The 25,844-nt window shown below is 53.1% G+C and carries 25 protein-coding genes and 5 tRNA genes; all 30 read left to right on the top strand.

The genetic code is table 11. The annotated features are described in order from the left end of the window. Positions 1-15: 15 nt before the first annotated feature. The 30 genes from truA (at position 16) to rpsS (ending at position 25,830) form a co-directional block, all read left to right on the top strand. On the top strand, positions 16-768 hold the full coding sequence (gene truA / locus ML541_RS00315; protein WP_243369628.1) for a tRNA pseudouridine(38-40) synthase TruA: 753 nt from the start codon (positions 16-18) through the stop codon (positions 766-768). Between the two features lie 92 nt (positions 769-860). Further along, the gene (gene rplM / locus ML541_RS00310; protein WP_243369626.1) at positions 861-1,292 is read left to right on the top strand and encodes a 50S ribosomal protein L13; all 432 of its coding nucleotides are present in this window, start codon (positions 861-863) and stop codon (positions 1,290-1,292) included. A gap of 33 nt (positions 1,293-1,325) precedes the next feature. Then, positions 1,326-1,718: a 30S ribosomal protein S9 gene (gene rpsI / locus ML541_RS00305; RefSeq protein ID WP_243369624.1), complete on the top strand. Its 393-nt coding sequence runs from the start codon at positions 1,326-1,328 to the stop codon at positions 1,716-1,718. A gap of 104 nt (positions 1,719-1,822) precedes the next feature. Next, positions 1,823-2,863 (top strand): N-acetyl-gamma-glutamyl-phosphate reductase, encoded by a 1,041-nt coding sequence (argC, locus tag ML541_RS00300; RefSeq protein WP_243369622.1) that lies wholly within the window; start codon positions 1,823-1,825, stop codon positions 2,861-2,863. Positions 2,864-2,902: 39 nt separating this feature from the next. Then, positions 2,903-4,720: a YgiQ family radical SAM protein gene (locus ML541_RS00295; protein ID WP_243369620.1), complete on the top strand. Its 1,818-nt coding sequence runs from the start codon at positions 2,903-2,905 to the stop codon at positions 4,718-4,720. 122 nt (positions 4,721-4,842) lie between these two features. Next, positions 4,843-4,918 (top strand) — tRNA-Thr (locus ML541_RS00290). Positions 4,919-4,940: 22 nt separating this feature from the next. Next, positions 4,941-5,025, top strand: a tRNA-Tyr gene (locus tag ML541_RS00285). A gap of 111 nt (positions 5,026-5,136) precedes the next feature. Continuing rightward, positions 5,137-5,213: transfer RNA gene (locus tag ML541_RS00280), tRNA-Gly, on the top strand. 13 nt (positions 5,214-5,226) lie between these two features. Beyond that, positions 5,227-5,302: transfer RNA gene (locus ML541_RS00275), tRNA-Thr, on the top strand. 65 nt (positions 5,303-5,367) lie between these two features. Continuing rightward, complete coding sequence (gene tuf / locus ML541_RS00270; protein ID WP_243369601.1) at positions 5,368-6,558, top strand: elongation factor Tu; 1,191 nt, start codon at positions 5,368-5,370, stop codon at positions 6,556-6,558. Between the two features lie 56 nt (positions 6,559-6,614). Next, positions 6,615-6,764, top strand: coding sequence for a 50S ribosomal protein L33 (gene rpmG, locus ML541_RS00265; RefSeq protein WP_012648707.1), 150 nt, complete (start codon positions 6,615-6,617; stop codon positions 6,762-6,764). Positions 6,765-6,803: 39 nt separating this feature from the next. Next, positions 6,804-6,880 (top strand) — tRNA-Trp (locus ML541_RS00260). A gap of 34 nt (positions 6,881-6,914) precedes the next feature. Next, positions 6,915-7,100, top strand: coding sequence for a preprotein translocase subunit SecE (gene secE, locus ML541_RS00255; protein ID WP_012648706.1), 186 nt, complete (start codon positions 6,915-6,917; stop codon positions 7,098-7,100). 10 nt (positions 7,101-7,110) lie between these two features. Then, the gene (gene nusG, locus ML541_RS00250) at positions 7,111-7,638 is read left to right on the top strand and encodes a transcription termination/antitermination protein NusG (RefSeq protein ID WP_243369618.1); all 528 of its coding nucleotides are present in this window, start codon (positions 7,111-7,113) and stop codon (positions 7,636-7,638) included. 67 nt (positions 7,639-7,705) lie between these two features. Beyond that, the gene (gene rplK / locus ML541_RS00245) at positions 7,706-8,128 is read left to right on the top strand and encodes a 50S ribosomal protein L11 (RefSeq protein WP_243369616.1); all 423 of its coding nucleotides are present in this window, start codon (positions 7,706-7,708) and stop codon (positions 8,126-8,128) included. Between the two features lie 21 nt (positions 8,129-8,149). Beyond that, entirely contained in the window at positions 8,150-8,851 is a 702-nt protein-coding gene (rplA, locus tag ML541_RS00240) for a 50S ribosomal protein L1 (protein WP_243369614.1), read from the top strand. A gap of 171 nt (positions 8,852-9,022) precedes the next feature. Beyond that, positions 9,023-9,547, top strand: a complete 525-nt coding sequence (rplJ, locus tag ML541_RS00235) for a 50S ribosomal protein L10 (RefSeq protein WP_243369612.1) — start codon at positions 9,023-9,025, stop codon at positions 9,545-9,547. Between the two features lie 45 nt (positions 9,548-9,592). Next, a complete protein-coding gene (gene rplL, locus ML541_RS00230) occupies positions 9,593-9,976 on the top strand; it encodes a 50S ribosomal protein L7/L12 (RefSeq protein ID WP_243369610.1) in 384 nt (127 codons plus the stop codon). 159 nt (positions 9,977-10,135) lie between these two features. Beyond that, complete coding sequence (gene rpoB, locus ML541_RS00225) at positions 10,136-14,248, top strand: DNA-directed RNA polymerase subunit beta (RefSeq protein ID WP_243369608.1); 4,113 nt, start codon at positions 10,136-10,138, stop codon at positions 14,246-14,248. A gap of 69 nt (positions 14,249-14,317) precedes the next feature. Continuing rightward, positions 14,318-18,451, top strand: coding sequence for a DNA-directed RNA polymerase subunit beta' (gene rpoC / locus ML541_RS00220; RefSeq protein WP_243369606.1), 4,134 nt, complete (start codon positions 14,318-14,320; stop codon positions 18,449-18,451). A gap of 115 nt (positions 18,452-18,566) precedes the next feature. Then, positions 18,567-18,938, top strand: coding sequence for a 30S ribosomal protein S12 (gene rpsL, locus ML541_RS00215; RefSeq protein WP_012648698.1), 372 nt, complete (start codon positions 18,567-18,569; stop codon positions 18,936-18,938). A 22-nt stretch (positions 18,939-18,960) separates the two neighbouring features. Next, on the top strand, positions 18,961-19,431 hold the full coding sequence (gene rpsG / locus ML541_RS00210; RefSeq protein ID WP_243369604.1) for a 30S ribosomal protein S7: 471 nt from the start codon (positions 18,961-18,963) through the stop codon (positions 19,429-19,431). A 29-nt stretch (positions 19,432-19,460) separates the two neighbouring features. Then, positions 19,461-21,539 carry an elongation factor G gene (fusA, locus tag ML541_RS00205; RefSeq protein ID WP_347710773.1) on the top strand — a complete coding sequence of 693 codons (2,079 nt, stop codon included), beginning with the start codon at positions 19,461-19,463 and terminating at the stop codon, positions 21,537-21,539. Positions 21,540-21,568: 29 nt separating this feature from the next. Continuing rightward, positions 21,569-22,759, top strand: a complete 1,191-nt coding sequence (gene tuf, locus ML541_RS00200) for an elongation factor Tu (RefSeq protein WP_243369601.1) — start codon at positions 21,569-21,571, stop codon at positions 22,757-22,759. A gap of 14 nt (positions 22,760-22,773) precedes the next feature. After that, the gene (rpsJ, locus tag ML541_RS00195; RefSeq protein ID WP_243369599.1) at positions 22,774-23,082 is read left to right on the top strand and encodes a 30S ribosomal protein S10; all 309 of its coding nucleotides are present in this window, start codon (positions 22,774-22,776) and stop codon (positions 23,080-23,082) included. A gap of 30 nt (positions 23,083-23,112) precedes the next feature. Continuing rightward, positions 23,113-23,748: a 50S ribosomal protein L3 gene (gene rplC, locus ML541_RS00190; protein ID WP_243369597.1), complete on the top strand. Its 636-nt coding sequence runs from the start codon at positions 23,113-23,115 to the stop codon at positions 23,746-23,748. Between the two features lie 21 nt (positions 23,749-23,769). Beyond that, entirely contained in the window at positions 23,770-24,393 is a 624-nt protein-coding gene (rplD, locus tag ML541_RS00185) for a 50S ribosomal protein L4 (RefSeq protein WP_243369595.1), read from the top strand. Further along, positions 24,390-24,674, top strand: a complete 285-nt coding sequence (locus ML541_RS00180) for a 50S ribosomal protein L23 (RefSeq protein WP_243369593.1) — start codon at positions 24,390-24,392, stop codon at positions 24,672-24,674. The genes rplD and ML541_RS00180 overlap by 4 nt, the downstream gene beginning before the upstream one ends. Before the next feature lie 22 nt (positions 24,675-24,696). Further along, positions 24,697-25,521 (top strand): 50S ribosomal protein L2, encoded by an 825-nt coding sequence (rplB, locus tag ML541_RS00175; protein WP_243369591.1) that lies wholly within the window; start codon positions 24,697-24,699, stop codon positions 25,519-25,521. 27 nt (positions 25,522-25,548) lie between these two features. Further along, entirely contained in the window at positions 25,549-25,830 is a 282-nt protein-coding gene (gene rpsS, locus ML541_RS00170; protein WP_243369589.1) for a 30S ribosomal protein S19, read from the top strand. The last annotated feature ends 14 nt before the right edge of the window (positions 25,831-25,844 follow it).

The following is a 25,844-nucleotide window of genomic DNA, read 5'->3' as shown; positions in this document are numbered from 1 at the left end:
TGCTGCCATTATCCCATGCGAGCTGTCAAACTGGTCATAGAATACGATGGTACCTCCTACTGCGGTTGGCAATTGCAGCCGAACGGCATCACCATTCAGCAGGTCATCGAAGAGGCCCTGGCGAAAATGCTGGGGCAAGCGGTCCGTCTCCATTCTTCGGGTCGTACCGATGCCGGTGTCCATGCCCTGGGTATGGTGGCGTCATTTAAAACGGCAAAGGAGCTGCCGCTTCGGGCTTACTCCGATGGGCTGAACTGCCTCCTTCCTCCGGATATCGCCATCAGGGAAGCTGCGGAGGTGCCGCTCTCGTTCAATCCCCGTGCCGATGCCATCGGCAAGCACTATCGCTATACCATCTACAACGCCAAGCGCCGGTCTCCCCTGATGCGGCTCACCTCGTGGCATTTGCGGGGCGAGCTGGACGTGGGGCAAATGCGGGAAGCAGCCTCTTATTTTGTCGGTGAGCACGACTTTGCCGCTTTCCGCGCTTCCAACTGTGTTGCGAAGACCACCGTCCGGCGGCTTTTTGCTGTCTCAGTTGCCAAAGAAGGGGACTCAGTCATCATCGACGTCCATGGCTCGGGATTTCTGAAGAACATGGTGCGTGTGATTGCGGGCACCTTGGCGGCTGTGGGGCAGGGGAAACTGGATGCCGGCGCTATTCCCGGATTGCTTGCCGGGGGGGACAGGGCTGCATCCGGTATTACCGCTCCGCCGCAGGGGCTTTGTCTCATGGAGGTATTCTATCGACCTTTTATAAGTCGGTAAAGAATTTTCCTTGACAGCATCTTGGCGATGTATTATGTTACGAACTTTCTGTGATCCAGCATGAATAAATTTCAGCCAGTTGTGAGGGTTAGATGAAGACTACGCAAATTGCGAAAAAGAATGAAGTGGCCAGGGATTGGTATCTGGTTGATGCTGATAATAAGGTTCTCGGCAGGATCGCCACCGAAATAGCCAATGTGCTTCGCGGCAAGAACAAGCCCACCTTTACCCCCAGCGTCGACACCGGCGATTTCGTCATCGTTGTCAATGCTGAGAAGATCCAGCTTACTGGTAACAAGAATGCCGACAAGATTTATTACAGCCACTCCGGTTTTCCCGGCGGGCTCAAGGAAATCTCTGCCGGTAAACTTCTGGAGAAAAAACCGGAAGATCTGATCAAAAAAGCGGTTAAAGGCATGTTGCCGAAGAACAAGCTGGCTCGTCACATGATCAAAAAGCTGAAGATCTACACCGGCACCGATCACCCCCATGCGGCCCAGCAGCCCAAGGCGCTGAACATATAATTTTCGATTCTATTCAGATCAGGAGATAGAAAAATGGCAGCAGCAAGCTTTTACGGAACAGGAAAAAGAAAATCTTCCATCGCCAGGGTATGGCTGAAGCCGGGTACCGGCGTTATTACGGTCAACCACAAGACCCTTGATGAATATTTCGGCCGCGAGACTTCTAAGATGGTCGTCAAGCAACCACTTGAGCTGACCGAAAACCTGGGCAAGTTCGATATCTATGTGACTGTCAGCGGTGGTGGAGATTCCGGCCAGGCCGGTGCCATCAAGCATGGCATTACCAAGGCTCTCCTTGAGGTTGACGCTGCCCTGCGTGCCCCGCTGAAAAAAGCCGGCTTCGTTACCCGCGACTCGCGTATCAAAGAGCGGAAGAAATACGGCAAGAAGGCTGCCCGCGCCAGCTTCCAGTTCTCCAAACGTTAATCGGGAGCTGTTAGTTACAACCGAATCTTGGTATCAAGGGGAAGATCCGCTGAGGGTTTTCCCCTTTTTTCATTGGCAAATCCATTAACGCGGGAGGAATCCATATGCTGAAGGTTGCAATAGTAGGTGCCAGCGGTTATACGGGCATCGAGCTGTTAAGGCTGCTTCACGGCCATCCGGAAGTTGCCGTTACCTGCGTCACATCGGAGCAAAGTGCCGGCAAGAACGTGGCGGCCATTTTCCCCACCCTGCGTAGCCGCTACAATTTAGTGCTGGAAAACCTGGAGCCGGTGCGGATCGCAGAACAGGCCGATTTCATTTTCACCGCCCTGCCGCATAAGGCCGCCATGGAGGTGGTCCCCACCTTCCTGAAGCTGGGTAAAAGGGTGGTGGATCTCTCCGCCGATTATCGACTCCATGATGCAAAGGAGTATGCCGCCTGGTATGAGCCCCACATGAATCCGGAACTCTTGAAAAAGGCGGTGTATGGTTTACCGGAACTGCGGCGGGAAAAGATCGCCGAGGCCGATCTGGTGGCAAATCCCGGCTGTTACCCAACTAGCATTATTCTCGGCTTGGCTCCGCTTCTGAAAAAAAAGCTCATAAACCCAGCAACGATCATTGCCGACTCCAAATCCGGAGTTAGTGGGGCAGGGCGCAGCGCCAAGGTGGACAATCTGTACTGTGAGGTCAACGATGGCTTCAAGGCCTACGGGGTTGGCGGCGCCCATCGCCATATTCCGGAGATTGAACAGGAGCTGTCCTTGCTGGCGGGGAAAGAGCTGAAGATATCCTTTACCCCCCATCTCGTGCCCATGGACCGGGGCATTCTTTCGACCATTTATGCCGCACCGGTCGGTGAGCTTTCTTCCCAGGCCATTGTGGATTTGTACCAGGATTTTTATAAGGGTGAAGCCTTTGTACGGGTACTGCCGGAGAAGGCCCTTCCATCCACCGCCTTCGTTCGCGGCTCTAATTTCTGCGATATCGGCCTCACCATCGATATGCGGACCGGCAGAGTCATCGTCATCTCGGCCATAGATAACCTCATAAAGGGGGCCTCCGGCCAGGCCGTGCAGAACATGAACATCATGAACGGTTTTCCGGAGAACCTCGGCCTGGAATCCCTGGGGCTATTTCCCTAGCAACGACAGGAGTGATCCTCCAAAAAGGAACTGCTGCAAATGTCTTTTCTCCCTGTCTCACGGGAAGATATGGAAAAGCGGGGCTGGGAAGAGCTGGATATCATCTTTGTCAGCGGCGATGCCTACATCGACCATCCCTCCTTCGGCATTCCGCTCCTGGCGCGATGGCTCGAATTCCACGGTTTCAGGGTCGGCATCATTGCCCAGCCTGACTGGCACTCGAAAGATGCATTCATGGCGCTGGGTGCTCCCCGCCTGTTTTTCGCCATTTCAGCAGGGGCCATGGATTCCATGGTCGCCCATTACACGCCGGCGCGCAAGCTGCGCCACGATGATGCCTACACCCCCGGCAACAGGCATGGAGCACGGCCCAATCGGGCCACCATCGTCTATACTTCCCGCCTCAAGGAAGCATATCGGCAGGTTCCTGTCGTCATTGGCGGCATTGAAGCCTCTCTGCGCCGATTTGCCCACTACGATTTCTGGGAAGACAAGGTCCGTCGTTCCATTCTCTTCGATGCCAAGACAGACCTGCTGGTTTATGGGATGGGAGAAGCGCCTCTTTTGGAATTGGCGCAAAGAGTCAATGGGGGAGAAGATTTCAGATCGATAACGGATATTCGCGGCACCGCGTTCATTTCCAGGACAGCGGAAGACCAGAGCGCAGCAGCTCGGGAAATTCCCTCATTTGCTGATGTTTCTTCCGATGGTCACAAATTCAACGAGGCTTTCCGGCTTATCTCCAGTGAGCAGAACCCCTTCTGCGGCAAGCGGCTTATTCAGCAGCACGACGACCGCTACCTAGTCTGCAATCCGCCGGCCTTTCCCCTTGGGGAGAAGGTCCTTGACGCAATTTATGCCCTGCCTTTCGTCAAGGCGCCCCATCCTTCCTATGGGGAGACCATTCCTGCCTACGAACAGATCAAAAGCTCCATCACCAGCCATCGCGGCTGTTTCGGCGGGTGTGCCTTTTGTGCCATTACCCATCATCAGGGTAAAACCATCCAGTCCCGAAGCGAAGCCTCTATCCTGAAGGAAATAGGGCAGCTCACCTCCAGGAAGTGGTTCAGGGGGAGTATTAGCGATATCGGCGGCCCGACGGCCAACATGTATGGTGTGACATGCAGTAATCCTTCTGCCGAAGCTGTCTGTCGCCGGGAGAGCTGTCTTTATCCGCATCCCTGCAGCAACCTGCGTATTCTGGACAAACGAGCAGCTGCCCTCCTGGCCAAGGCCAGGAAGCTGGCAGGGGTAAAACACACAGCGGTCTCATCGGGAATCCGCTACGATCTGCTGGCTCTCCAGAAGTCCTATTTCTTCGAGCTGTTGCGGCATCACGTGGGAGGATTACTAAAGGTCGCGCCTGAGCACACGTCGAAAAGGGTAACCGACCTGATGCGCAAGCCCGGCGCTGCCGCCTTTGAGAAATTTCTTGTCCGTTTCAGGGAGGAGAGTGCCCTTGTGGGCAAGAAGCAGCACGTCGTGCCCTACTTTATGTCTGGACATCCCGGAACTACCCTGTCGGACATGGTCGATCTGGCCCTTTTCCTCAAACGGAATCGGTTGAGAGTCGAACAGGTGCAGGACTTTACCCCCACCCCCGGCACCCTTTCCACCTGCATCTATCATACGGGAACAGATCCGTTTACTGGAGAGTCTGTTCATGTGGCAAGGGGTGATCGGGAGAAGAGGCTGCAGAAGTCCCTGCTTCTCGCCCATCTGCCGGAGGAAAGAAAGCAGGTCATGGAGGCTCTGCGTGCATGTAACCGGGAATCGGCCGCTATTGAGCTCTTGGGGGGAACTGGCGGCTCTGGCTGTGGCAGGATACCGGGTAAAAGAAAGAAGGCGGAAAAATAACAAACGATTTTTTTCTAAAAAAATGTTGACAGCAAAGTTGAATTGATCTATACAAGGAACTTCGCTTTTTGAAGCATCTTTGACCGGCCTGCAAAAAAGGTTATTAAGGTTAAAAAAGCGTTGCTGGCGTAGCTCAATTGGTAGAGCAGCTGACTTGTAATCAGCAGGTTGCGGGTTCGAGTCCCATCGCCAGCTCCACTATCAGGAAACGTCTTCATCTGGAGGGATTCCCGAGCGGCCAAAGGGAACAGACTGTAAATCTGTCGTCGTAGACTTCGGAGGTTCGAATCCTCCTCCCTCCACCATAAAATACTACAGAAGAGATGAGATCACGGCAGGCCTCAGGAGACTAAGGTCGCATGAACTGGGTTGCAGTGCTGCTTATCGATTCAAAAATCTTCTGATTACAGGAATTGGCGGGAGTAGCTCAGTTGGCTAGAGCATCAGCCTTCCAAGCTGAGGGTCGCGGGTTCGAGTCCCGTTTCCCGCTCCAATTTTCTTCGATCGCCCACATAGCTCAGGAGGTAGAGCACTTCCTTGGTAAGGAAGAGGTCTCCGGTTCGAGTCCGGATGTGGGCTCCATTTAATCAGTTCAAAAGTCGGCAAAACGAATATTTAAGGCATTCATTTATAGGGAGGATACCTTCATGGCAAAAGCAAAATTCGAAAGAACTAAACCCCATGTAAACATAGGGACCATCGGTCACGTTGACCACGGCAAGACCACCCTGACCGCCGCCATCACCAAAGTACTGGCAGGCAAAGGCCAGGCAGAATTCAAGGCCTTCGACCAGATCGATAACGCCCCTGAAGAGCGTGAACGTGGAATCACCATCGCCACCGCCCACGTAGAATATGAGACCGAAAAACGTCACTATGCCCACGTTGACTGCCCGGGCCACGCCGACTACGTCAAGAATATGATCACCGGTGCAGCCCAGATGGACGGCGCCATCCTCGTCGTATCCGCAGCCGACGGACCCATGCCCCAGACCCGCGAGCACATCCTGCTTGCCCGTCAGGTAGGCGTACCCTACATCGTCGTCTTCCTCAACAAAGCCGACATGGTCGACGACGAAGAACTCCTCGAACTCGTCGAGCTTGAGATTCGCGAGCTGCTCTCCTCCTACGACTTCCCCGGCGACGATATCCCCATCATCAAAGGCTCCGCCCTTCAAGCACTGAACGGCGAGCAGGGAGAACTGGCCGAGCCCGCCATCCTGAAGCTCATGGAAGCCGTAGACAGCTACATTCCCGAGCCGCAGCGCGCCATCGACCGTCCGTTCCTCATGCCCGTCGAAGACGTCTTCTCCATCTCCGGACGTGGAACCGTCGCCACTGGACGGGTCGAGAGAGGCATCGTCAAAGTCGGCGAAGAAGTCGAGATCGTCGGCATGCGCGCAACCTCCAAGACCACCGTCACCGGCGTCGAAATGTTCCGTAAGCTGCTCGACGAAGGGCGTGCCGGCGACAACATCGGCGCCCTGCTCCGTGGCGTCAAACGTGAAGACATCGAGCGCGGTCAGGTACTGGCAAAGCCCGGTTCAATCACCCCACACACCAAATTCAAGGCAGAAGCCTACATTCTGACCAAAGAAGAAGGTGGCCGTCACACCCCGTTCTTCAACGGCTACCGTCCGCAGTTCTACTTCCGGACCACCGACGTGACCGGCGTGGTAGAGCTTGCAGCAGGCACCGAGATGGTCATGCCCGGCGACAACGTAGCAGTAACCGTAAATCTGATCACCCCCATCGCCATGGACGAAGGACTTCGTTTCGCCATCCGTGAAGGTGGCCGTACCGTAGGCGCCGGGGTTGTCAGCTCCATTATCGAATAATTATTCAGGGGCGGGGGTAACCCCGCCTTTGTCGATCAACACAAAGGAAGGCTGCAATGCGCGATATCATTACCCTTGCCTGCACCGAGTGCAAGCAGAGAAACTATACGACGACAAAGAACAAGAAGACGACTCCGGAAAAGCTGGAGCTGAAGAAGTACTGCCGCTTCTGTCGTACGCACACGTCACATAAGGAAACGAAATAATTCGAAAATGGGCCGCTAATTCGTGCGGCTCCTTCATGCAGGCCAGTAGCTCTAACGGCTAGAGCACCGGTCTCCAAAACCGGGTGTTGTGGGTTCGAATCCCTCCTGGCCTGCCATTTTTTTTAACCTAATAATTGTGGGGTGGCACGAGTGCTGGTAAAGACCAAAAACTTTTTGGAGGAAGTGAGAGCTGAGTTGGGTAAGGTTACCTGGCCTGCCCGCAAGGAGACCATTTCTACAGCATGGGTTGTTGTAGTGATCATTGTCTTGATTTCCCTTTATCTTGGTGCTTGTGATGTTGTCCTGGCCAAGCTGATCAGGTTCATACTCCGCTAGAGGACTCACAATGGCGCATAAATGGTACGGCGTACATACCTACTCCGGCTTCGAAAATAAAGTCAGACTGTCGCTCTTGGAGCGCATCAAAAACCTGGGACTAGAGGAAAAGTTCGGCGAAGTTCTCATCCCCTGCGAAACAGTTGTCGAGTTGAAGAAGGGAGAGAAGCGAACCTCGTCCCGTAAATTCTTTCCCGGATATATCCTGGTCAACATGGAGCTGGACGACGAAACTTGGCATGTGGTCAAGGAAACCTCCAAGGTCACCGGCTTCGTCGGCGGCAACAATCCTTTTGCCATTCCCGATGAAGAGGTTGCAAAGATTACCCAGCGCATGGAAGAGGGGGCCGAAAAACCGCGCCCGAAGGTGCTTTTCGAAGTGGGCGAGACGGTCAGGGTTATCGATGGGCCATTCCTCAATTTTGCCGGTGTGGTAGAAGATGTTAAGCCGGAAAAAGGCAAACTGCGGGTCATGGTCAGTATTTTTGGACGTGCGACTCCAGTGGAACTGGAATTCATGCAGGTCGAGAAACAGTAACTGATGGCACTATCTGCGATCTGAAGATATACATCTGATTTAAAGGAACAGTTAAAGGAGTTTAGTAATGGCTAAAAAAATCACTGGATATATCAAGCTTCAAGTGCCGGCCGGTAAAGCAAACCCTGCTCCGCCGATTGGCCCTGCACTTGGCCAGCATGGCGTCAACATAATGGAGTTCTGCAAGGCCTTCAATGCCAAAACCCAAGGAGACGAAGGAACCATTACCCCAGTAGTCATTACTGTTTATGCAGACAGATCGTTCACTTTCGTTACCAAGACCCCTCCTGCTTCCGTTCTCATCAAGAAAGCGCTCGGTATCGAAAGCGGCTCCAGCGTGCCCAACAAGAATAAGGTTGGAAAACTGACCAAGGCCCAGGTGAAGGAGATTGCTTCCAAAAAGACGCCCGACCTGAACGCTGCGAGCCTCGAAGCTGCCATGAAAACCATTGAGGGAACCGCTCGCAGCATGGGCGTTGAGATTGTATAGATAAAGAGAGGGTAAAAGAAGATGGCTACCAGTAAAAAACTTAAAGAAGCTCTTGCCAAGGTAGACAGGAGCAAGACCTATACCCTGAATGACGGCCTCGAGCTGGTGAAAGGTGCTGCATTTGCCAAATTCACCGAGACGGTAGATGTCGCGGTCAGGCTGGGTGTCGATCCACGGCATGCCGATCAGATGGTGCGTGGTGCAGTTGTTCTTCCTAACGGTCTCGGCAAGGAAGTCCGGGTGCTGGTTTTCGCCAAGGGTGAAAAAGAGAAGGAAGCCCGCGATGCCGGAGCTGATTATGTGGGAGCCGATGACCTGGTTGCCAAGATCCAGGAAGGCTGGTTCGAGTTCGATACCGCCATTGCCACTCCCGATATGATGGGTGTCGTCGGTAAGATCGGTAAGCTCCTCGGCCCCCGGGGCCTGATGCCGAACCCGAAGGTTGGTACCGTCACCTTTGATGTGGGGCGTGCAGTCAGCGAGTCAAAATCGGGCAAGGTTGAATTCAGGGTTGAGAAAGCCGGCATTATTCACGCGCCGGTTGGCAAAGTCGATTTCGACACCGCAAAGTTGAAGGAAAACCTCCTCGCTCTCATCGATGCGCTGGTCAAGTCCAAGCCGTCTGCAGCAAAAGGAACCTACATCAAGAAAATCAGCGTTTCCTCCACCATGGGACCTGGTGTCAATCTTGACGTGTCCGACGTTTCTTCACAGGTTGCATAAATTAATAGATTTGCCAAAGTCAAAGACAGTAGGTGTTGCCGGTCTGCGGCAACATAAACAGGTATCTGGCCTACCGAGACTGGCGGTAGTTGAAGGAACTGGATCATTTCCCGAAACTTCCTGACTTTGGCGGGGTCAACCACCCGAAACCAAAAGAAAGGAGGAAGGCGCTTGAATAAGGAAACCAAACAACAACTGGTAACCGAAGTACACGACAAGCTCCAGCGGGCAAAAGCCGTTTTTCTTGCCGATTTCCGTGGCATGAACGTTGGGCAGGCCACCGATCTCAGGAATGAGCTCCGCAAGGCCGCTGTCGAGTTCAAGGTTATCAAAAACACCCTGCTTGAACTGGCGTCGAAGGGGACTGACAAAGAGGCATTGCAGCCGCATTTTGCCGGACCTACTGCGGTTGCCATCACCTACGACGATCCTGTCGCTGCAGCAAAAGTACTGTCCCGTTTTGCCAAGGAAACGACCAATCCGTTCACCTTGAAAGCCGGCGTACTTTCGGGCAAAGCTCTGAGTGTCGCCGACATCCAGGCATTGGCCGATCTGCCCAGCCGCGAAGTACTTATCGCCAAAATGCTCGGCTCCATGCAGGCTCCCGCCAGCAACTTCGTCGGCGTGCTTGCTGCTGTGCCAGGCAGCTTTGTCAGGGCACTCAATGCTATCCGGATCCAAAAAGAAGGTCACTGATACTTTTACCCAACATTCGTATAAATATTAATGGAGGAATACAAAATGGCTGAAATTACCAAAGCTGATGTAATTAGTTTTATCGAGAAAATGTCCGTTCTTGAGCTTGCCGAAATGGTGAAGGAGCTCGAAGAAAAGTTCGGTGTTTCTGCAGCCGCTCCTGTGGCTGTTGCCGCTGCTGCTCCTGCAGGTGGCGCTGCTGAGGCTGCTGAAGAGAAAACTGAATTCGACGTTATCCTCAAATCTGCAGGTGCAAACAAGATCGGCGTCATCAAGGTCGTCCGTGCCCTGACCAGCCTTGGCCTGAAAGAAGCCAAAGACCTGGTTGACGGCGCACCCCAGCCGCTCAAAACAGGCGTTTCCAAGGAAGAAGCCGAAGAGGCCAAGAAGCAGCTTGTTGAAGCCGGCGCAGAAGTTGAAATTAAATAAGAATTGTTTTCATCAATTCTAGTTCTAGCCAAGGTCGCTTTATGCGGCCTTGGCTGTTCTATTTTAGTTTGATAGCCACTCAAGCCGGTTGTCTGGGTCAAGAGTTTAGTAAGAAATCCACCGGGTTAGTGCCTTACGGCGTTGGCCAAAGGAGAAGATATGGCTTATTCAATTGCGAATAACCCCCTGTTACGCAAGAACTTCGCCAAAATAAAGAAGATCATTGATATACCAAATCTCATTGACATCCAGAAAAACTCCTACAAGAGATTCCTCCAGTTAGACGTTCCCGCTGAAGCTAGAAAAAATTCCGGTCTTGAGGCCGTTTTCAAAAGTGTTTTTCCCATAAAGGATTTTAGCGAGACTGCTTCCCTCGAATACGTTTCCTATTCTCTCGGCATCCCCAAGTATGACGTGGAAGAATGTCATCAGCGGGGCATGACCTTTGCCGCTCCTATGAAAGTCAAGGTGCGGCTGGTGGTTTGGGATGTGAACAAAGAGCCCAGCACCCGCTCCATCCGCGACATAAAGGAGCAGGAGGTCTACTTCGGCGAGATTCCTCTCATGACCGAGAATGGAACGTTCATCATAAACGGAACGGAACGGGTTATTGTCAGCCAGCTTCACCGTTCTCCCGGCGTTTTCTACGACCACGACAAGGGTAAGACCCACTCCAGCGGCAAGGTGCTGTATTCCGCCCGGGTCATCCCTTACCGGGGGTCGTGGCTTGATTTCGAATTCGATCATAAAGACATCCTTTATGTGCGCATAGATCGTCGTCGCAAGATGCCGGCAACCGTACTTCTCAAGGCTCTCGGCTACTCCACGGACGAACTGCTCAACTTCTTCTACAAGAGCGAGGAGATCAATTTCGCCGGGGAGAACCTGACCAAGGTTGCCGATCCCGAGCTGCTCACCAACCAGAAGGCTGCCATCGACATCGTCGACTCGGCCACCGGTGAAGTTCTGGTTAAGGCGAACCGGAAATTCACCAAGGCCGCCATCAGAAAAATGGCTGAGCATGGCATAAAGTCTATACCCATCACCATCGAAGAGTTGGTCGGCAAGATTTCCTCCCATGACATCGTCGATCCCTCTACCGGTGAGATCATTGCCGAGTGCAACGAGGAGTTGACCCAGGCCAAGCTGGAAGAGATCAAGTCGAAGGGAATCGATATCTTCAAGGTTCTTTTTATCGACAATCTTCACGTGACCTCATCGTTTCGCGACACGATCCTCATCGATAAGATCGGCTCCACCGACGATGCGCTAATAGAAATATACCGAAGGCTACGTCCGGGTGATCCTCCGACGCTAAAAAGCGCTCTGTCGCTCTTCGAGAATCTCTTTTTCAACCCTGAGCGCTACGATCTCTCCGCAGTCGGTCGTCTAAAGCTGAACTACAAGCTAGGGCTGCAGGTGCCCCTTGATTGCATGACCCTTACCAGAGAGGATGTCCTGGAGGTTGTCCGCTACCTCATCGATCTCAAGAACGGTAAGGGAAACATTGATGACATCGATCACCTGGGCAACCGCCGTGTCCGCGCGGTGGGTGAGCTACTGGAAAACCAGTACCGGATCGGCCTCGTGCGCATGGAGCGCGCCATCAAGGAGCGGATGAGCCTGCAGGAAGTGGAAAACCTCATGCCCCACGACCTGATCAATTCCAAACCCGTTTCGGCAGTGGTCAAGGAATTCTTTGGGTCTTCCCAGCTTTCCCAGTTCATGGACCAGACCAACCCCCTTTCCGAAGTTACCCATAAGCGGCGTCTTTCTGCCCTTGGACCTGGCGGTCTGACCCGTGAGCGTGCCGGCTTCGAGGTGCGTGACGTTCATCCGACCCACTACGGCCGGGTTTGCCCCATTGAAACACCGGAGGGCCCGAACATCGGTCTCATCGCCTCCTTGTCCACCTATGCCCGGATCAACGAGCACGGCTTCGTTGAAACTCCGTACCGGCTGGTCAATGAAGGCAAAGTTACCAACGAAGTAAAATTCTTCTCCGCACTGGAAGAGGAGGGTCATGCCATCGCCCAGGCCAATGCGGAGGTTGATGCTGACGGCCGATTCGTTGCCGATTATATCTCGGCCCGTAAAAGCGGTGAGTTCGTGCTGGTGGGGAAGGATGAACTTGAGCTCATGGACGTTGCGCCCATGCAGCTTGTATCGGTTGCCGCCTCGCTCATCCCCTTCCTGGAAAATGACGACGCCAACCGTGCGCTCATGGGTTCCAACATGCAGCGTCAGGCTGTGCCCCTGCTCCGGGCCGACTCCCCATTGGTCGGTACCGGCATGGAGCGGGTCGTGGCCCGCGACTCCGGCGTGTCCGCAGTTGCCCGCCATAACGGCGTCGTCGAGTCGGTTGATGCATCCCGCATCGTCGTCAAGATCGATGAAGATGAATATGATGAAACAGGAACGGGTGTGGATATCTACAACCTGATCAAGTTCGCCCGTTCCAACCAGAACACCTGCATCAACCAGCGGCCGGTGGTTAAAATAGGGGACCACGTCAAGCATGGCGACGTCATTGCTGACGGCCCCTCCACCGATATGGGAGAGCTGGCTCTCGGTCAGAACGTGCTTGTTGCCTTCATGCCGTGGGGTGGCTACAACTTCGAGGACTCGATCCTCATTTCTGAACGGCTGGTGAAGGATGACCGCTATACCTCCATCCACATTGAAGAGTTTGAGTGCGTCGCCCGTGACACCAAGCTGGGCAAGGAAGAGATCACTGCCGACATCCCAAACCTGGGTGAAGAGACCCTCAAGGACCTGGACGAGTCGGGCATCATCCGCATCGGTGCCGAGGTAAGGCCTGGTGATATCCTCATCGGAAAAATCACTCCCAAGGGGGAGACGCAACTCTCCCCTGAAGAGAAGCTGCTCCGGGCAATTTTCGGCGAAAAAGCCGGAGATGTGCGGGATACCTCACTGCGCGTGCCGCCAGGGGTTGAAGGTACCGTTATTGGCGCCAAGATATTCTCCCGCAAGGGGGCGGACAAGGATGCGCGCACCGACGCGATTGAGCAGGCAGAAGAAAAAAAATTGCGCAAGGACGAGCAGGACGAGATACGCATCATTCGCGAATCCGCAGTGAGCAAACTGAAGAAACTGCTGATAGGGAAGACGGCCGCAGTCAAGGTTGAAGGCAAGGACGGCAAGGTCCTTATCGTCAAGGGCAAGGCTATCACCGAGGAGGCCTTGAGTTCCATCCCCATCGACAGATGGGACGAAATCTCCGTTGCCGGTGACGAAACGACCGACGACAAGGTTGCCCAGGTTCTGTCCACCCTCAACCAGCAGATCGATATCATCAAATACGTTTTTGACGATAAGGTGCAGAAGCTGAAGCGCGGCGACGACCTGCCCCCCGGCGTCATCAAGATGGTCAAGGTTTATATCGCCATCAAGCGTAAGCTGCAAGTGGGTGACAAAATGGCAGGCCGCCACGGAAACAAGGGTGTCGTTTCCCGTATCCTTCCTGAAGAGGATATGCCGTATCTTGAGGACGGCCGCCCTGTCGAGATCGTTCTCAACCCGCTGGGCGTTCCTTCCCGTATGAACGTGGGTCAGATCCTGGAGACCCATTTGGGTTGGGCAGCCAAGGGCATTGGCTGGCAAATCGAGGAGATGCTAGAGAAGAACTCTCCGAAGACAAAGATCAAAACCTACTTGAAAGAGGTCTACGGCAACAAGGAGATGAACAAGTTCCTTGATACGCTTGGGGATGAAGAACTGGAAAATGTGGCCAAGCGCCTCAAGCGCGGCGTGCCCATGGCTTCCCCGGTTTTCGAGGGCTCATCGGAAGAGAGCATCCAGGAAATGCTGGGCAAGGCGGGTGCTGCCCATGCGGCACAGGTTACCCTCTATGACGGCAAGTCAGGCGTACCCTTCAAGCACAAGGTCACCGTCGGCGTCATGTATGTGCTGAAGCTGCACCACCTGGTTGATGATAAGATACATGCCCGTTCTATCGGCCCCTACAGTCTAGTTACGCAGCAGCCCCTCGGCGGCAAGGCCCAGTTTGGTGGTCAGCGTCTCGGGGAGATGGAGGTCTGGGCGATGGAGGCCTATGGCGCTGCCTATGCGCTCCAGGAATTCCTCACCGTCAAATCTGACGATGTGGCAGGACGTACCAGAATGTACGAAGCGATCGTCAAGGGCAAACATACCCTGGAGCCGGGTCTGCCTGAATCTTTCAACGTTCTCATCAAGGAACTGCAGTCCTTGGGACTGGATGTGGAGCTTCTTGAGAACGAGGAAGACTGATTCGCGCTTCCCCGATGCAACTAAAACAAATTTCTGGTTATAACTCCTAAAAACGAGGAGGAATATATTTTGGAAGATATCTTTAATTTTTTCGATAAACCGAAGGATCCCCTTCATTTTTCCGCCATCAGAATCTCCGTTTCTTCGCCTGAAAAGATCCGTGAGCGATCATTCGGCGAGGTCAAGAAGCCTGAAACCATCAATTACCGTACCTTTAAGCCGGAACGGGATGGTCTTTTCTGTGCAAAAATCTTTGGTCCCACCAAGGACTACGAGTGTAACTGTGGCAAATATAAGCGAATGAAACACCGCGGCATCGTCTGCGAGAAATGCGGCGTCGAGGTCATTCCCTCGAAAGTCCGGCGCGAGAGGCTCGGGCATATCGACCTGGCAACGCCGGTTGCCCACATCTGGTTCCTCAAGTCGCTTCCTTCACGGATCGGCAACTTGATGGACATCACCCTGAAGGACCTGGAAAAGGTCCTCTATTTCGAAGCGTACGTTGTCACCGATCCGAAAAATACCGGTCTCCCCTTTGCCCAGGTTTTCTCAGAAGACCAGTACCTGAAGGCGATGGAAGAATACAACGGCCAGTTTGAGGCGGGCATGGGAGCTGCCGCTATCCGTGAGTGTCTTATGTCCATGGACCTGGATGTGCTGGCCGAGCAGCTCCGCGTGGAAATGCTCGAAGCGACCAGCGAAGCCAAACGGAAAAAGACCGCGAAGCGCCTCAAGGTGGTCGAGGCATTCAAATCTTCCGGCAACAAACCGGAGTGGATGATCCTGGAGTGCATCCCGGTGCTTCCTCCCGAGCTGCGTCCGTTGGTTCCCCTGGATGGGGGCCGTTTCGCCACCTCCGACCTGAACGACCTCTATCGTCGGGTCATCAACCGCAACAATCGCCTGAAAAGGCTTATGGAGCTTCAAGCGCCAGAGGTCATCATCCGCAATGAGAAGCGCATGCTGCAGGAGGCTGTCGATGCCCTGTTCGACAACGGCCGCCGAGGTCGCGCCATAGCCGGACCCAACAAGCGTCCCCTCAAATCCCTTTCGGACATGCTGAAAGGAAAGTCGGGCCGTTTCCGTCAGAACCTGCTCGGTAAGCGCGTGGACTATTCCGGCCGTTCCGTTATCGTCGTCGGCCCCGAGCTCAGGTTGCACCAGTGCGGTCTGCCGAAAAAGATGGCACTGGAGCTCTTCAAGCCCTTTATCTACAACAAGCTTGAAGAGAAAGGCTTCGTTACTACCATCAAGAGCGCCAAAAAGATGGTGGAAAAAGAACGGCCAGAAGTTTGGGACGTGCTGGAAGAGGTCATCAAAGAGCATCCGGTCATGTTGAACCGTGCTCCGACTCTTCACCGTCTCGGCATCCAGGCGTTCGAACCGGTGCTGATCGAGGGCAAGGCTATTCAGCTGCATCCGCTTGTCTGTACAGCGTTCAACGCCGACTTCGACGGCGACCAGATGGCCGTTCACCTCCCCCTTTCAGTTGAGAGCCAGGTAGAGACGCGCGTTCTCATGATGAGCACCAACAATATTCTGTCGCCTGCCCATGGTAAACCGATTATCGTTCCTTCCCAGGACATGGTTCTCGGCATCTACTACATGACCCGCGAAAAATTCTTCGCCAAGGGTGACGGCAAGATATTCGCGTCACAGGACGAGGTGCGGGTTGCTCTCGATGCCGACGAAGTGGATCTGCAGGCACGGGTCAAGGTGCGCCTGAAGAATCTGGCCACCGATGAGAAACCGCAGCTCGTGGAAACCACGCCTGGCCGTGTCGTTCTCAGGGAGGTTCTCCCCGATGCGGTTCCCTTTGCTACCATAAACAAGGTTATGACCAAGAAGGAACTCTCCAACCTGGTGGACGTTTGCTACCGCCTGGCCGGCAACAAGGAAACGGTTATTCTTGCCGATAAGCTGAAATCCATCGGCTTCCGCTATTCGACCATTGCCGGTATTTCCATCAGCATCAATGATATGGTCATCCCGGAAGGGAAAACGGCCATCATCAACAGGGCATCGGAAGATGTCAAGGAGATCCAGAATCAGTATACTGAAGGTCTCATCACCGATGGCGAACGCTACAACAAGGTCATCGACATCTGGGCGAAATCCACCGAAGAGATTGCCAAGGAGATGTTGGATAACCTTTCCCGGGATATCGTCCATGCACCTGACGGCAAAGAGGTCAAGGTACCTTCTTTCAACGCCATTCACATGATGGCCGATTCGGGTGCGAGGGGTTCTGCACAGCAGATCCGTCAGCTTGCCGGTATGCGTGGCCTCATGGCCAAGCCGTCGGGCGAGATTATCGAAACACCCATTACCGCCAACTTCCGTGAGGGTCTTACCGTACTCCAGTACTTCATTTCTACTCACGGTGCTAGGAAGGGCCTTGCCGATACCGCGCTCAAAACAGCCAACTCTGGATATCTGACCCGGCGTTTGGTTGACGTTGCCCAGGATGCCATTATTACCGAAGCCGATTGCGGTACTCTGGACGGTCTGGTTGTGTCCTCTCTCACTGAGGGAGGCGAGGTCATCGAACATATTGGGGACAGGATTCTTGGCCGTGTTGCTCTGGATGACATCCTCGATCCGGTTACCGGTGACGTTCTGGTCGCCTCCAACGAGGAGATCGATGAAACCCTGGTGCAAAAGATCGAATCGGCGGGGCTGGAAAAGGTAAAGATCCGCTCGGTGCTCACCTGTCAGAGCCGGCGCGGCATTTGTGCCAAGTGCTATGGCCGAGACTTGGCCAGAGGACACTTGGTCAACATGGGAGAGGCTGTCGGTGTCATTGCCGCCCAATCCATCGGCGAGCCGGGAACCCAGCTTACCATGCGTACCTTCCATATCGGTGGTACCGCCTCCAGACGTGCGGAACAGACTTCCTTGGAAGCACGTACCGAAGGTAGCGTCAAGTTCATCAACATTAATTACGTTACTAATATCGACGGTCATCATATCGTCATGAATCGTAACGGTGAACTGGCAATTGTCGACGAGACAGGCCGGGAGCGGGAAAAATATTCCATCCTTTACGGTGCCAAGATCAAGGTCAATGCAGGTCAGGTCATCAAGCAGGGTGAAGCCCTTGCCGAGTGGGACCCATACACCATGCCGATTCTCACCGAAATCGCCGGCAAGGTTAAATTTGGGGACATCGTCGAAGGTGTCTCAATGGAAGAGCAGGTGGACGAGGTCACCGGCCTGTCCCGTAAGGTCGTGATCGAATCCCGTGATGCCGACAAACGCCCCCGGATCACCATCAAGGATGAAACCGGGAAGACCGCCAAGATCAACGAGACCACCATGGGAAGGTACTACCTCCCTGTGGGTGCCAACATCACCGTTCAGGAAGATGCTTTTGTCAATGCCGGTGACGTTATTGCCAAGATTCCCCGTGAGACGACAAAAACCAAGGATATCACCGGTGGTCTGCCGAGGGTTGCCGAGTTGTTCGAAGCCCGCAAGCCCAAGGATTTTGCCGTTATTTCCGAGATCGATGGTGTCGTTACTTTCGGCAAGGATGCCAAGGGTAAGCGCAAGGTCATAGTCACTCCGGAAATGGGTGAACCGAAAGAATACCTCATTCCGAAAGGCAAGCACATCAGCGTTCACGAGGGCGATCATGTCCGTGCAGGCGAGGCACTTATGGATGGTTCTTCCAATCCCCACGATATCCTCCGGGTCCTTGGCCAGAAAGAGTTGGCTAAATACCTTGTGGATGAGGTCCAGGAGGTCTACCGTCTCCAGGGGGTCAAGATCAACGACAAGCACATCGAAACCATTGTCCGCCAGATGTTGCGGAGGGTCCGCATCAAGGATGTGGGCGACACCAACCTTCTCATCGATGACCAGCTTGAACGCTATGTTTTCGAGGACGAAAACGAAAGGGTCTTGGATAAGGGTGGTAAACCCGCTATAGCAGAGCCTTTGTTGCTCGGTATCACCAAAGCTTCGCTTTCTACCGAGTCTTTCATCTCTGCTGCCTCGTTCCAGGAGACAACAAAGGTGTTGACACAGGCATCAATAGAAGGTAAGATCGACGGTCTTCGTGGACTTAAGGAGAATGTAATAATGGGGCGGCTGATTCCTGCGGGAACGGGCCTTTCTCGGTATAGAAACCTGAAATTGGTTGTAGAGGAACCTGTCGTCGTTCCGCAGGAGCAGACAGAAGAGGCGGTTGCAGGATAGGTTCCGTCTAAAAAAATTAGTTGCTTGATAAAAAGCTTGACAAGCGAAAGTTATATTGCTATTTTCATCGCTTCCGCAGGGGGACCCCTGCGCATGAAGCGTACGAGAGGTAGTTATGCCAACCATTAATCAGTTGATTCGTATCGGCAGGGAGAGCAAGAAGGATAAGTCTACTGCTCCTGCTTTGAAATGTTGCCCGCAGAAGCGCGGCGTTTGTACCAGGGTGTATACCACTACGCCGAAAAAGCCGAACTCTGCTCTCCGTAAAGTGGCAAGGGTGCGCTTGACGAACGGGATTGAGGTTACCTCGTATATTCCCGGTGTCGGGCACAATCTGCAGGAGCACTCGGTTGTGCTGATTCGCGGCGGCAGGGTAAAGGACTTGCCGGGTGTCAGGTACCACATCGTGCGCGGAACGCTCGACTCCGTCGGTGTGAAGGATCGCAAGAAGAGTCGTTCCAAGTATGGTGCGAAAAGGCCGAAGTAAACGAACAATTTGAGAGGTAGGTATGCCAAGAAGAAGAGAAGTGGCTAAAAGAGTGATCTTGCCTGATCCTAAATATGGTGATCGGGTTGTTGCGAAGCTGGTCAATATCATTATGTTTGATGGTAAAAAAAGCACGGCCGAGAGGGCTCTGTATGGAGCGCTTGAGATCGTCAGTGAAAAGGTGAACGAAGAGCCGGTCAAGATTCTCAAAAAGAGTCTTGATAATATTAAGCCAATGCTGGAGGTGAAGTCCAGGAGGGTTGGTGGTTCTACTTACCAGGTTCCTGTCGAGGTCAGGGCTGAGCGCCGCGTCTCTCTGGCCATGCGCTGGTTGGTCAAGTATGCCAATGACCGGTCCGAGAAGACTGTGACCGATAAGCTTGCAGGTGAGATTCTGGATGCCTACAACAATCGTGGCGCAGCGGTCAAGAAGCGTGAAGATACGCACAAAATGGCTGAAGCCAACAGGGCTTTCGCTCACTACCGCTGGTAGTTTCATATATATAGTTTTCGGGGGTTTTTGTGGCACGTTTAGTATCGTTGGAAATGACACGCAATATTGGGATTATGGCTCACATTGATGCCGGTAAGACGACAACAACTGAGCGTATCCTTTATTATACCGGTGTTTCCCATAAAATCGGCGAAGTGCATGATGGTGCTGCTACCATGGACTGGATGGAGCAGGAGCAGGAGCGTGGTATCACGATTACTTCTGCCGCTACCACCTGTAACTGGCGGGATCACCGCATAAATATCATCGACACTCCGGGTCACGTGGACTTCACTATTGAGGTTGAACGTTCGCTGCGCGTGCTTGATGGTGCCGTGGCTGTTTTTTGTTCGGTCGGCGGCGTCGAGCCCCAGTCTGAAACCGTATGGCGTCAGGCTGACAAGTACGGGGTACCGCGCATCGCCTTCATCAACAAGATGGACCGTATCGGTGCCGACTTCTTTCGTGGCGTATCCATGATTAAGGATCGGCTCAAAGCCAACCCGGTACCAATCCAGCTTCCAGTCGGCAAGGAAGATACTTTCAAGGGTGTCATTGATCTGGTTAAAATGAAGGCGATCCTTTGGGATGAAGAATCTTTGGGCGCTACCTTCCAGGTCGTCGATGTTCCTGCAGAAGAGCTTGAGCTAGCCCAGGAATACCGCGAGAAGATGATCGAGGAGCTGTCGACGCACGATGATGCGCTGATGGAGAAATATCTTGCCGGGGAAGAGCTCACGGAAGCCGAAATCGTGGCTGCCATCCGTAAATCTACTATTGCTATCCAGATTATTCCGGTCATCTGTGGTTCCGCTTTCAAGAATAAAGGCGTTCAGAACCTGCTTGATGCCGTCATTGATTACATGCCGGCTCCGACCGATATTCCTGCCATCAAGGGTATCGATGCCAACACTGAAGCCCCCATCGAGCGTAAGGCATCCGATAGCGAGCCATTCTCGGCCCTGGGCTTCAAGATTATGACAGACCCCTTCGTTGGCCAGCTGTGCTTTTTCAGGGTGTACTCAGGTGTGCTTACATCCGGTTCCTATGTGTATAACGCTACCAAAGGCAAGCGGGAGCGTATCGGCCGCATTCTGAAAATGCATGCCAACAAGCGTGAAGAGATAAAAGAGGTATATGCAGGGGATATAGCCGCTGCCGTTGGCTTGAAGTACACCACCACCGGCGACACTCTCTGTGTAGAAGATAATCCTGTTATCCTGGAGTCTATCGAATTCCCTGAACCGGTTATCTCCATCGCCATTGAGCCGAAAACGAAGGCTGATCAGGAGAAGCTGGGCCTAAGCCTGCAGAAACTCGCTTCGGAAGACCCATCCTTCCGCGTCAAGACTGATGAGGAAACCGGTCAGACCATCATTTCTGGTATGGGTGAGCTTCATCTAGAGATTATCGTTGATCGACTGATGCGTGAATTCAAAGTCGAGGCCAATGTGGGCAAACCCCAGGTAGCTTACCGTGAGACCATTACCAAAAAGGTCAAGGTCGAAGGCAAATTCGTACGCCAGTCCGGTGGTCGTGGTCAGTACGGTCATGTTTGGCTTGAACTCGAACCACAGGAGCCCGGCAAAGGTTATGAATTTGTCGATGCCATCAAGGGTGGGGTCGTGCCCCGTGAATATATTCCTTCTGTTGATAAAGGTATCCAGGAAGCGATGGATACCGGTGTCATGGCCGGCTTCCCGGTTGTTGACTTTAAAGTCACCTTGATCGACGGCTCGTATCATGAGGTCGATTCCTCGGAGATGGCCTTCAAGATTGCGGGTTCCATGGGATTCAAGGAAGGCTGTTCCAAAGCAGCACCAGTGCTCCTTGAACCGATCATGTCTGTAGAAGTAGTTGTCCCGGAAGAATATATGGGCGACGTTATCGGTGACCTCAACTCCCGCCGTGGTCGCATTATGGGCATGGATTCCCGTGCCGGTGCACAGGTTGTCAGTGCCATGGTACCTCTGGCCCAGATGTTCGGCTATTCAACCGATCTCCGTTCGGCAACTCAGGGTCGTGCGACTTATACCATGACCTTTGACCATTACGAGCAGGTGCCGAAGTCGGTAGCCGAAGAGATAGTTGCGAAAGTTAAAGGCTAAGCAATTCCTATAAGAGGGAGGATACCTTCATGGCAAAAGCGAAATTCGAAAGAACTAAACCCCATGTAAACATAGGGACCATCGGTCACGTTGACCACGGCAAGACCACTCTGACCGCCGCCATCACCAAAGTACTGGCAGGCAAAGGCCAGGCAGAATTCAAGGCCTTCGACCAGATCGATAACGCCCCTGAAGAGCGTGAGCGTGGAATCACCATCGCCACCGCCCACGTAGAATATGAGACCGAAAAACGTCACTATGCCCACGTTGACTGCCCGGGCCACGCCGACTACGTCAAGAACATGATCACCGGTGCAGCCCAGATGGACGGTGCCATCCTCGTCGTATCCGCAGCCGACGGACCCATGCCCCAGACCCGCGAACACATCCTGCTTGCCCGTCAGGTAGGCGTACCCTACATCGTCGTCTTCCTCAACAAAGCCGACATGGTCGACGACGAAGAGCTCCTCGAACTCGTCGAGCTTGAGATCCGCGAACTGCTCTCCTCCTATGACTTCCCCGGCGACGATATCCCCATCATCAAAGGCTCCGCCCTTCAGGCACTGAACGGCGAGCAGGGAGAACTGGCCGAGCCCGCCATCCTGAAGCTCATGGAAGCCGTAGACAGCTACATTCCCGAGCCGCAGCGCGCCATCGACCGTCCGTTCCTCATGCCCGTAGAAGACGTCTTCTCCATCTCCGGACGTGGAACCGTCGCCACTGGACGGGTCGAGAGAGGTATTGTCAAAGTTGGCGAAGAAGTCGAGATCGTCGGCATGCGCGCAACCTCCAAGACCACCGTCACCGGTGTCGAAATGTTCCGTAAACTGCTCGACGAAGGGCGTGCAGGCGACAACATCGGCGCCCTGCTCCGTGGCGTCAAACGTGAAGACATCGAGCGCGGTCAGGTACTGGCAAAGCCCGGTTCAATCACCCCGCACACCAAATTCAAGGCAGAAGCCTACATTCTGACCAAAGAAGAAGGTGGCCGTCACACCCCGTTCTTCAACGGCTACCGTCCGCAGTTCTACTTCCGGACCACCGACGTGACCGGCGTGGTAGAGCTTGCCGCAGGCACCGAGATGGTCATGCCCGGCGACAACGTAGCAGTAACCGTAAATCTGATCACCCCCATCGCCATGGACGAAGGACTTCGTTTCGCCATCCGTGAAGGTGGCCGTACCGTCGGCGCCGGGGTTGTCAGCTCCATTATCGAATAAAAGTTGAGGGTACCATGCCAAGTCAGAAGATAAGAATCCGTTTGAAAGCCTACGATCACAAACTGCTCGATGTCTCCGTCGGTGAGATTGTGGATACAGCCAAGAGAACTGGTGCCAGGGTTGCCGGCCCCATTCCTCTTCCGACTGTCGTCAATAAATATACCGTCTTGCGTGGACCTCATGTTGACAAGAAATCCCGTGAGCAGTTTGAGATCAGAACCCACAAGAGGTTGATCGATATCCTCGAGCCCACACAGCAGACCGTTGACGCTCTGATGAAACTGGACCTCTCTGCAGGCGTGGATGTGGAAATAAAGCTTTAATTGAGAATATAAGGATGGGGATCATCAACCATGAATAAGGGATTGATTGGTAAAAAGCTTGGTATGACGCAAATATTTGCCGAGGACGGCCGCCGTATTCCGGTGACTGTTGTTGAGGCAGGCCCTTGTGTTGTTATCCAGAAGAAAACCAAGGAAAAGGATGGCTACAATGCTATCCAGGTAGGATTTGGTGCCAAAGAGGCTGCCAAGGCAAACAATGCGACTGTTGGTCACTGCAAGTCTGCCGGCAGCGGCGTCTTTACCTTTTTCCGCGAGCTTCGCATAGATAATGTGGACTCCTATAATATCGGTGATGTTCTTAGCGCTGACGTTTTTTCTGCAGGCGATCTCATCGATGTAACAGGAACGAGCATTGGTAAAGGCTTCCAGGGCGTCATCAAGCGTTGGGGATTCAAGGGTGGACGTTCCAGTCATGGTTCTCGCTTCCACAGGGCTCCCGGCTCCATCGGTTGCTCGGCTACTCCTTCCCGCGTATTCAAGAACAAGAAGATGCCGGGACAGCTTGGAAACGAGCGGGTTACCGTTCAGAGATTGAAAGTTGTCAGAGTCGATGCTGCAGACAACCTTATTCTGGTGGGGGGGGCAATCCCCGGTTCCACCAACGGTCTGGTACTCATAAAGGATAGCGTTAAGGCAAAGAAATAATTGCTGGTCTGGAGATAGGTTATGGCAAAACTTGATGTATACAATACAAGTCACAAAAAAGTCGGCGAGATAGAGCTCAGCGATGCGGTTTTCAACGATGAAGTGCGTGAGTACCTCATTCATGAAGCTGTTAAAATCCAGCTGGCCAACCGTCGTGCGGGTACCGTGGCAGTAAAGAACCGGGCTGCAGTTTCGGGTAGCGGCAAAAAGCCTTTCAAGCAGAAGGGCACCGGCCAGGCTCGTCAGGGCTGCAAAAGAGCTCCCCAATATCCTGGCGGCGGGGTTGCTTTCGGCCCCCAGCCGAAGACCTACAATCTGTCCATGAATAAGAAGGCTCGTCGTGCCGCCCTGAGGTCAGCGCTGTCCCTGTTGTTCAAGAACGACAAGCTGACTGTTCTCGATGCGCTCAACCTCGACAGCATATCCACAAAGAATTTCGCCGGCGTTCTGAAAGGTTTTTCCCTCGATAAGGCTCTGGTCATTACCGATGCAGAAAACCGCAATCTGGAGCTTTCGGCTCGCAATATCAAGAACGTCAAGGTTTTGAAGTCGGAAGGGCTTAATATCTTTGATCTCATGAAATATCAGCGAGTAATTTTCACAGAAAATTCGGTGCGCAAAGTAGAAGGAGCATTACAGTCATGAACATCTACAGTGTTATCAAAAAGCCGCTGATCACTGAGAAAACTACTATCGAGAAAGATGATCACAACGTCATTGCCTTTATTGTCGACAACGACGCCAATAAGATTGAAATCAAGAATGCTGTCAAGACTCTTTTCAATGTTGAAGTTGAATCGGTTAAGACTGTCAATGTTGCCGGCAAAGTCAAAAGAGTCGGTAAGAATATCGGTAAGCGCTCGAACTGGAAGAAGGCCTATGTTACCCTGAAAGAGGGTAACAATGTCGATTTCTTTGAAGCATAAACCTTTTTGCGGAGTTTAGATAATGGCTATCAAAAGTTACAAACCAACGTCAGCAGGGCGCAGGCACCAGACCTGCTCAACCTTTGAAGAGATTACCACCAGCCAGCCTGAGAAGTCGCTTCTCGTCAAGCTGAAAAAGACGGGTGGTCGCAATAACTTCGGCAGGGTTACCTCGCGTCATATCGGTGGTGGTCACAAGCAAAAGTACCGGATTATTGATTTTCGTCGCGACAAAAAGGATATCCCGGCAAAGGTTGCTTCCGTAGAGTACGATCCTTACCGTAGCGCCAGGATCGCTCTGCTCAATTATGTTGATGGGGAAAAGAGATACATTATCGCTCCGCTCGACCTGAAAGTTGGGGATACGGTCCTGGCCAGTGCCAACGCCGACATAAAACCGGGAAATGCGTTGCCGATCCGCTCCATACCTTTGGGTACCATTATTCACAACATTGAGCTGAAAATTGGCAAAGGGGCACAGCTTGCCCGCAGTGCCGGTACCTTTGCGCAGCTTATGGCTAAAGAAGAAAAATATGCCCAGGTCAAACTTCCGTCCGGCGAAGTGCGCATGGTCCTTATGGACTGTATGGCAACCATCGGTCAGGTGGGGAATCTTGACCATGAAAACGTATCCATCGGCAAGGCCGGCCGCTCTCGCTGGTTGGGCAAACGGCCGAAAGTAAGAGGCGTTGCAATGAACCCCGTCGACCATCCCCATGGTGGTGGTGAAGGTAGGACTTCTGGTGGCCGTCACCCTGTTACTCCGTGGGGTATTCCAACCAAAGGGTACAAGACCAGGACTAACAAGACCTCGACCCGATTCATTGTTAAGCGGCGGACAAAATAATCTTTAAACTGAACAGAGGATTTTAAGATGGCACGATCGATAAAAAAGGGACCTTTTGTAGACGCTCACTTAGCAGCTAAAGTCCAGGCAGAAGGGGCATCCTCAAAAAAAGTTATTAAAACATGGTCGAGACGTTCTACGATAACACCCGATTTTATCGGTCTGACGTTTGCCGTGCATAATGGCAGAAAATTCATACCGGTCTTTGTTACCGAAAACATGGTGGGACATAAGATGGGCGAATTCGCTCCTACCAGGACCTTTTTCGGGCATGCCGCCGACAAAAAAAGCAAGCTGAAAAAGAAGTAAGTTTTCAAAGGAGT

Source organism: Geotalea sp. SG265, from assembly GCF_022808985.1.
GTDB lineage: Bacteria > Desulfobacterota > Desulfuromonadia > Geobacterales > Geobacteraceae > Geotalea.
The sequence above is the reverse complement of the archived record's forward strand: the minus strand, read 5'-3'. Positions and strand labels throughout refer to the sequence as shown.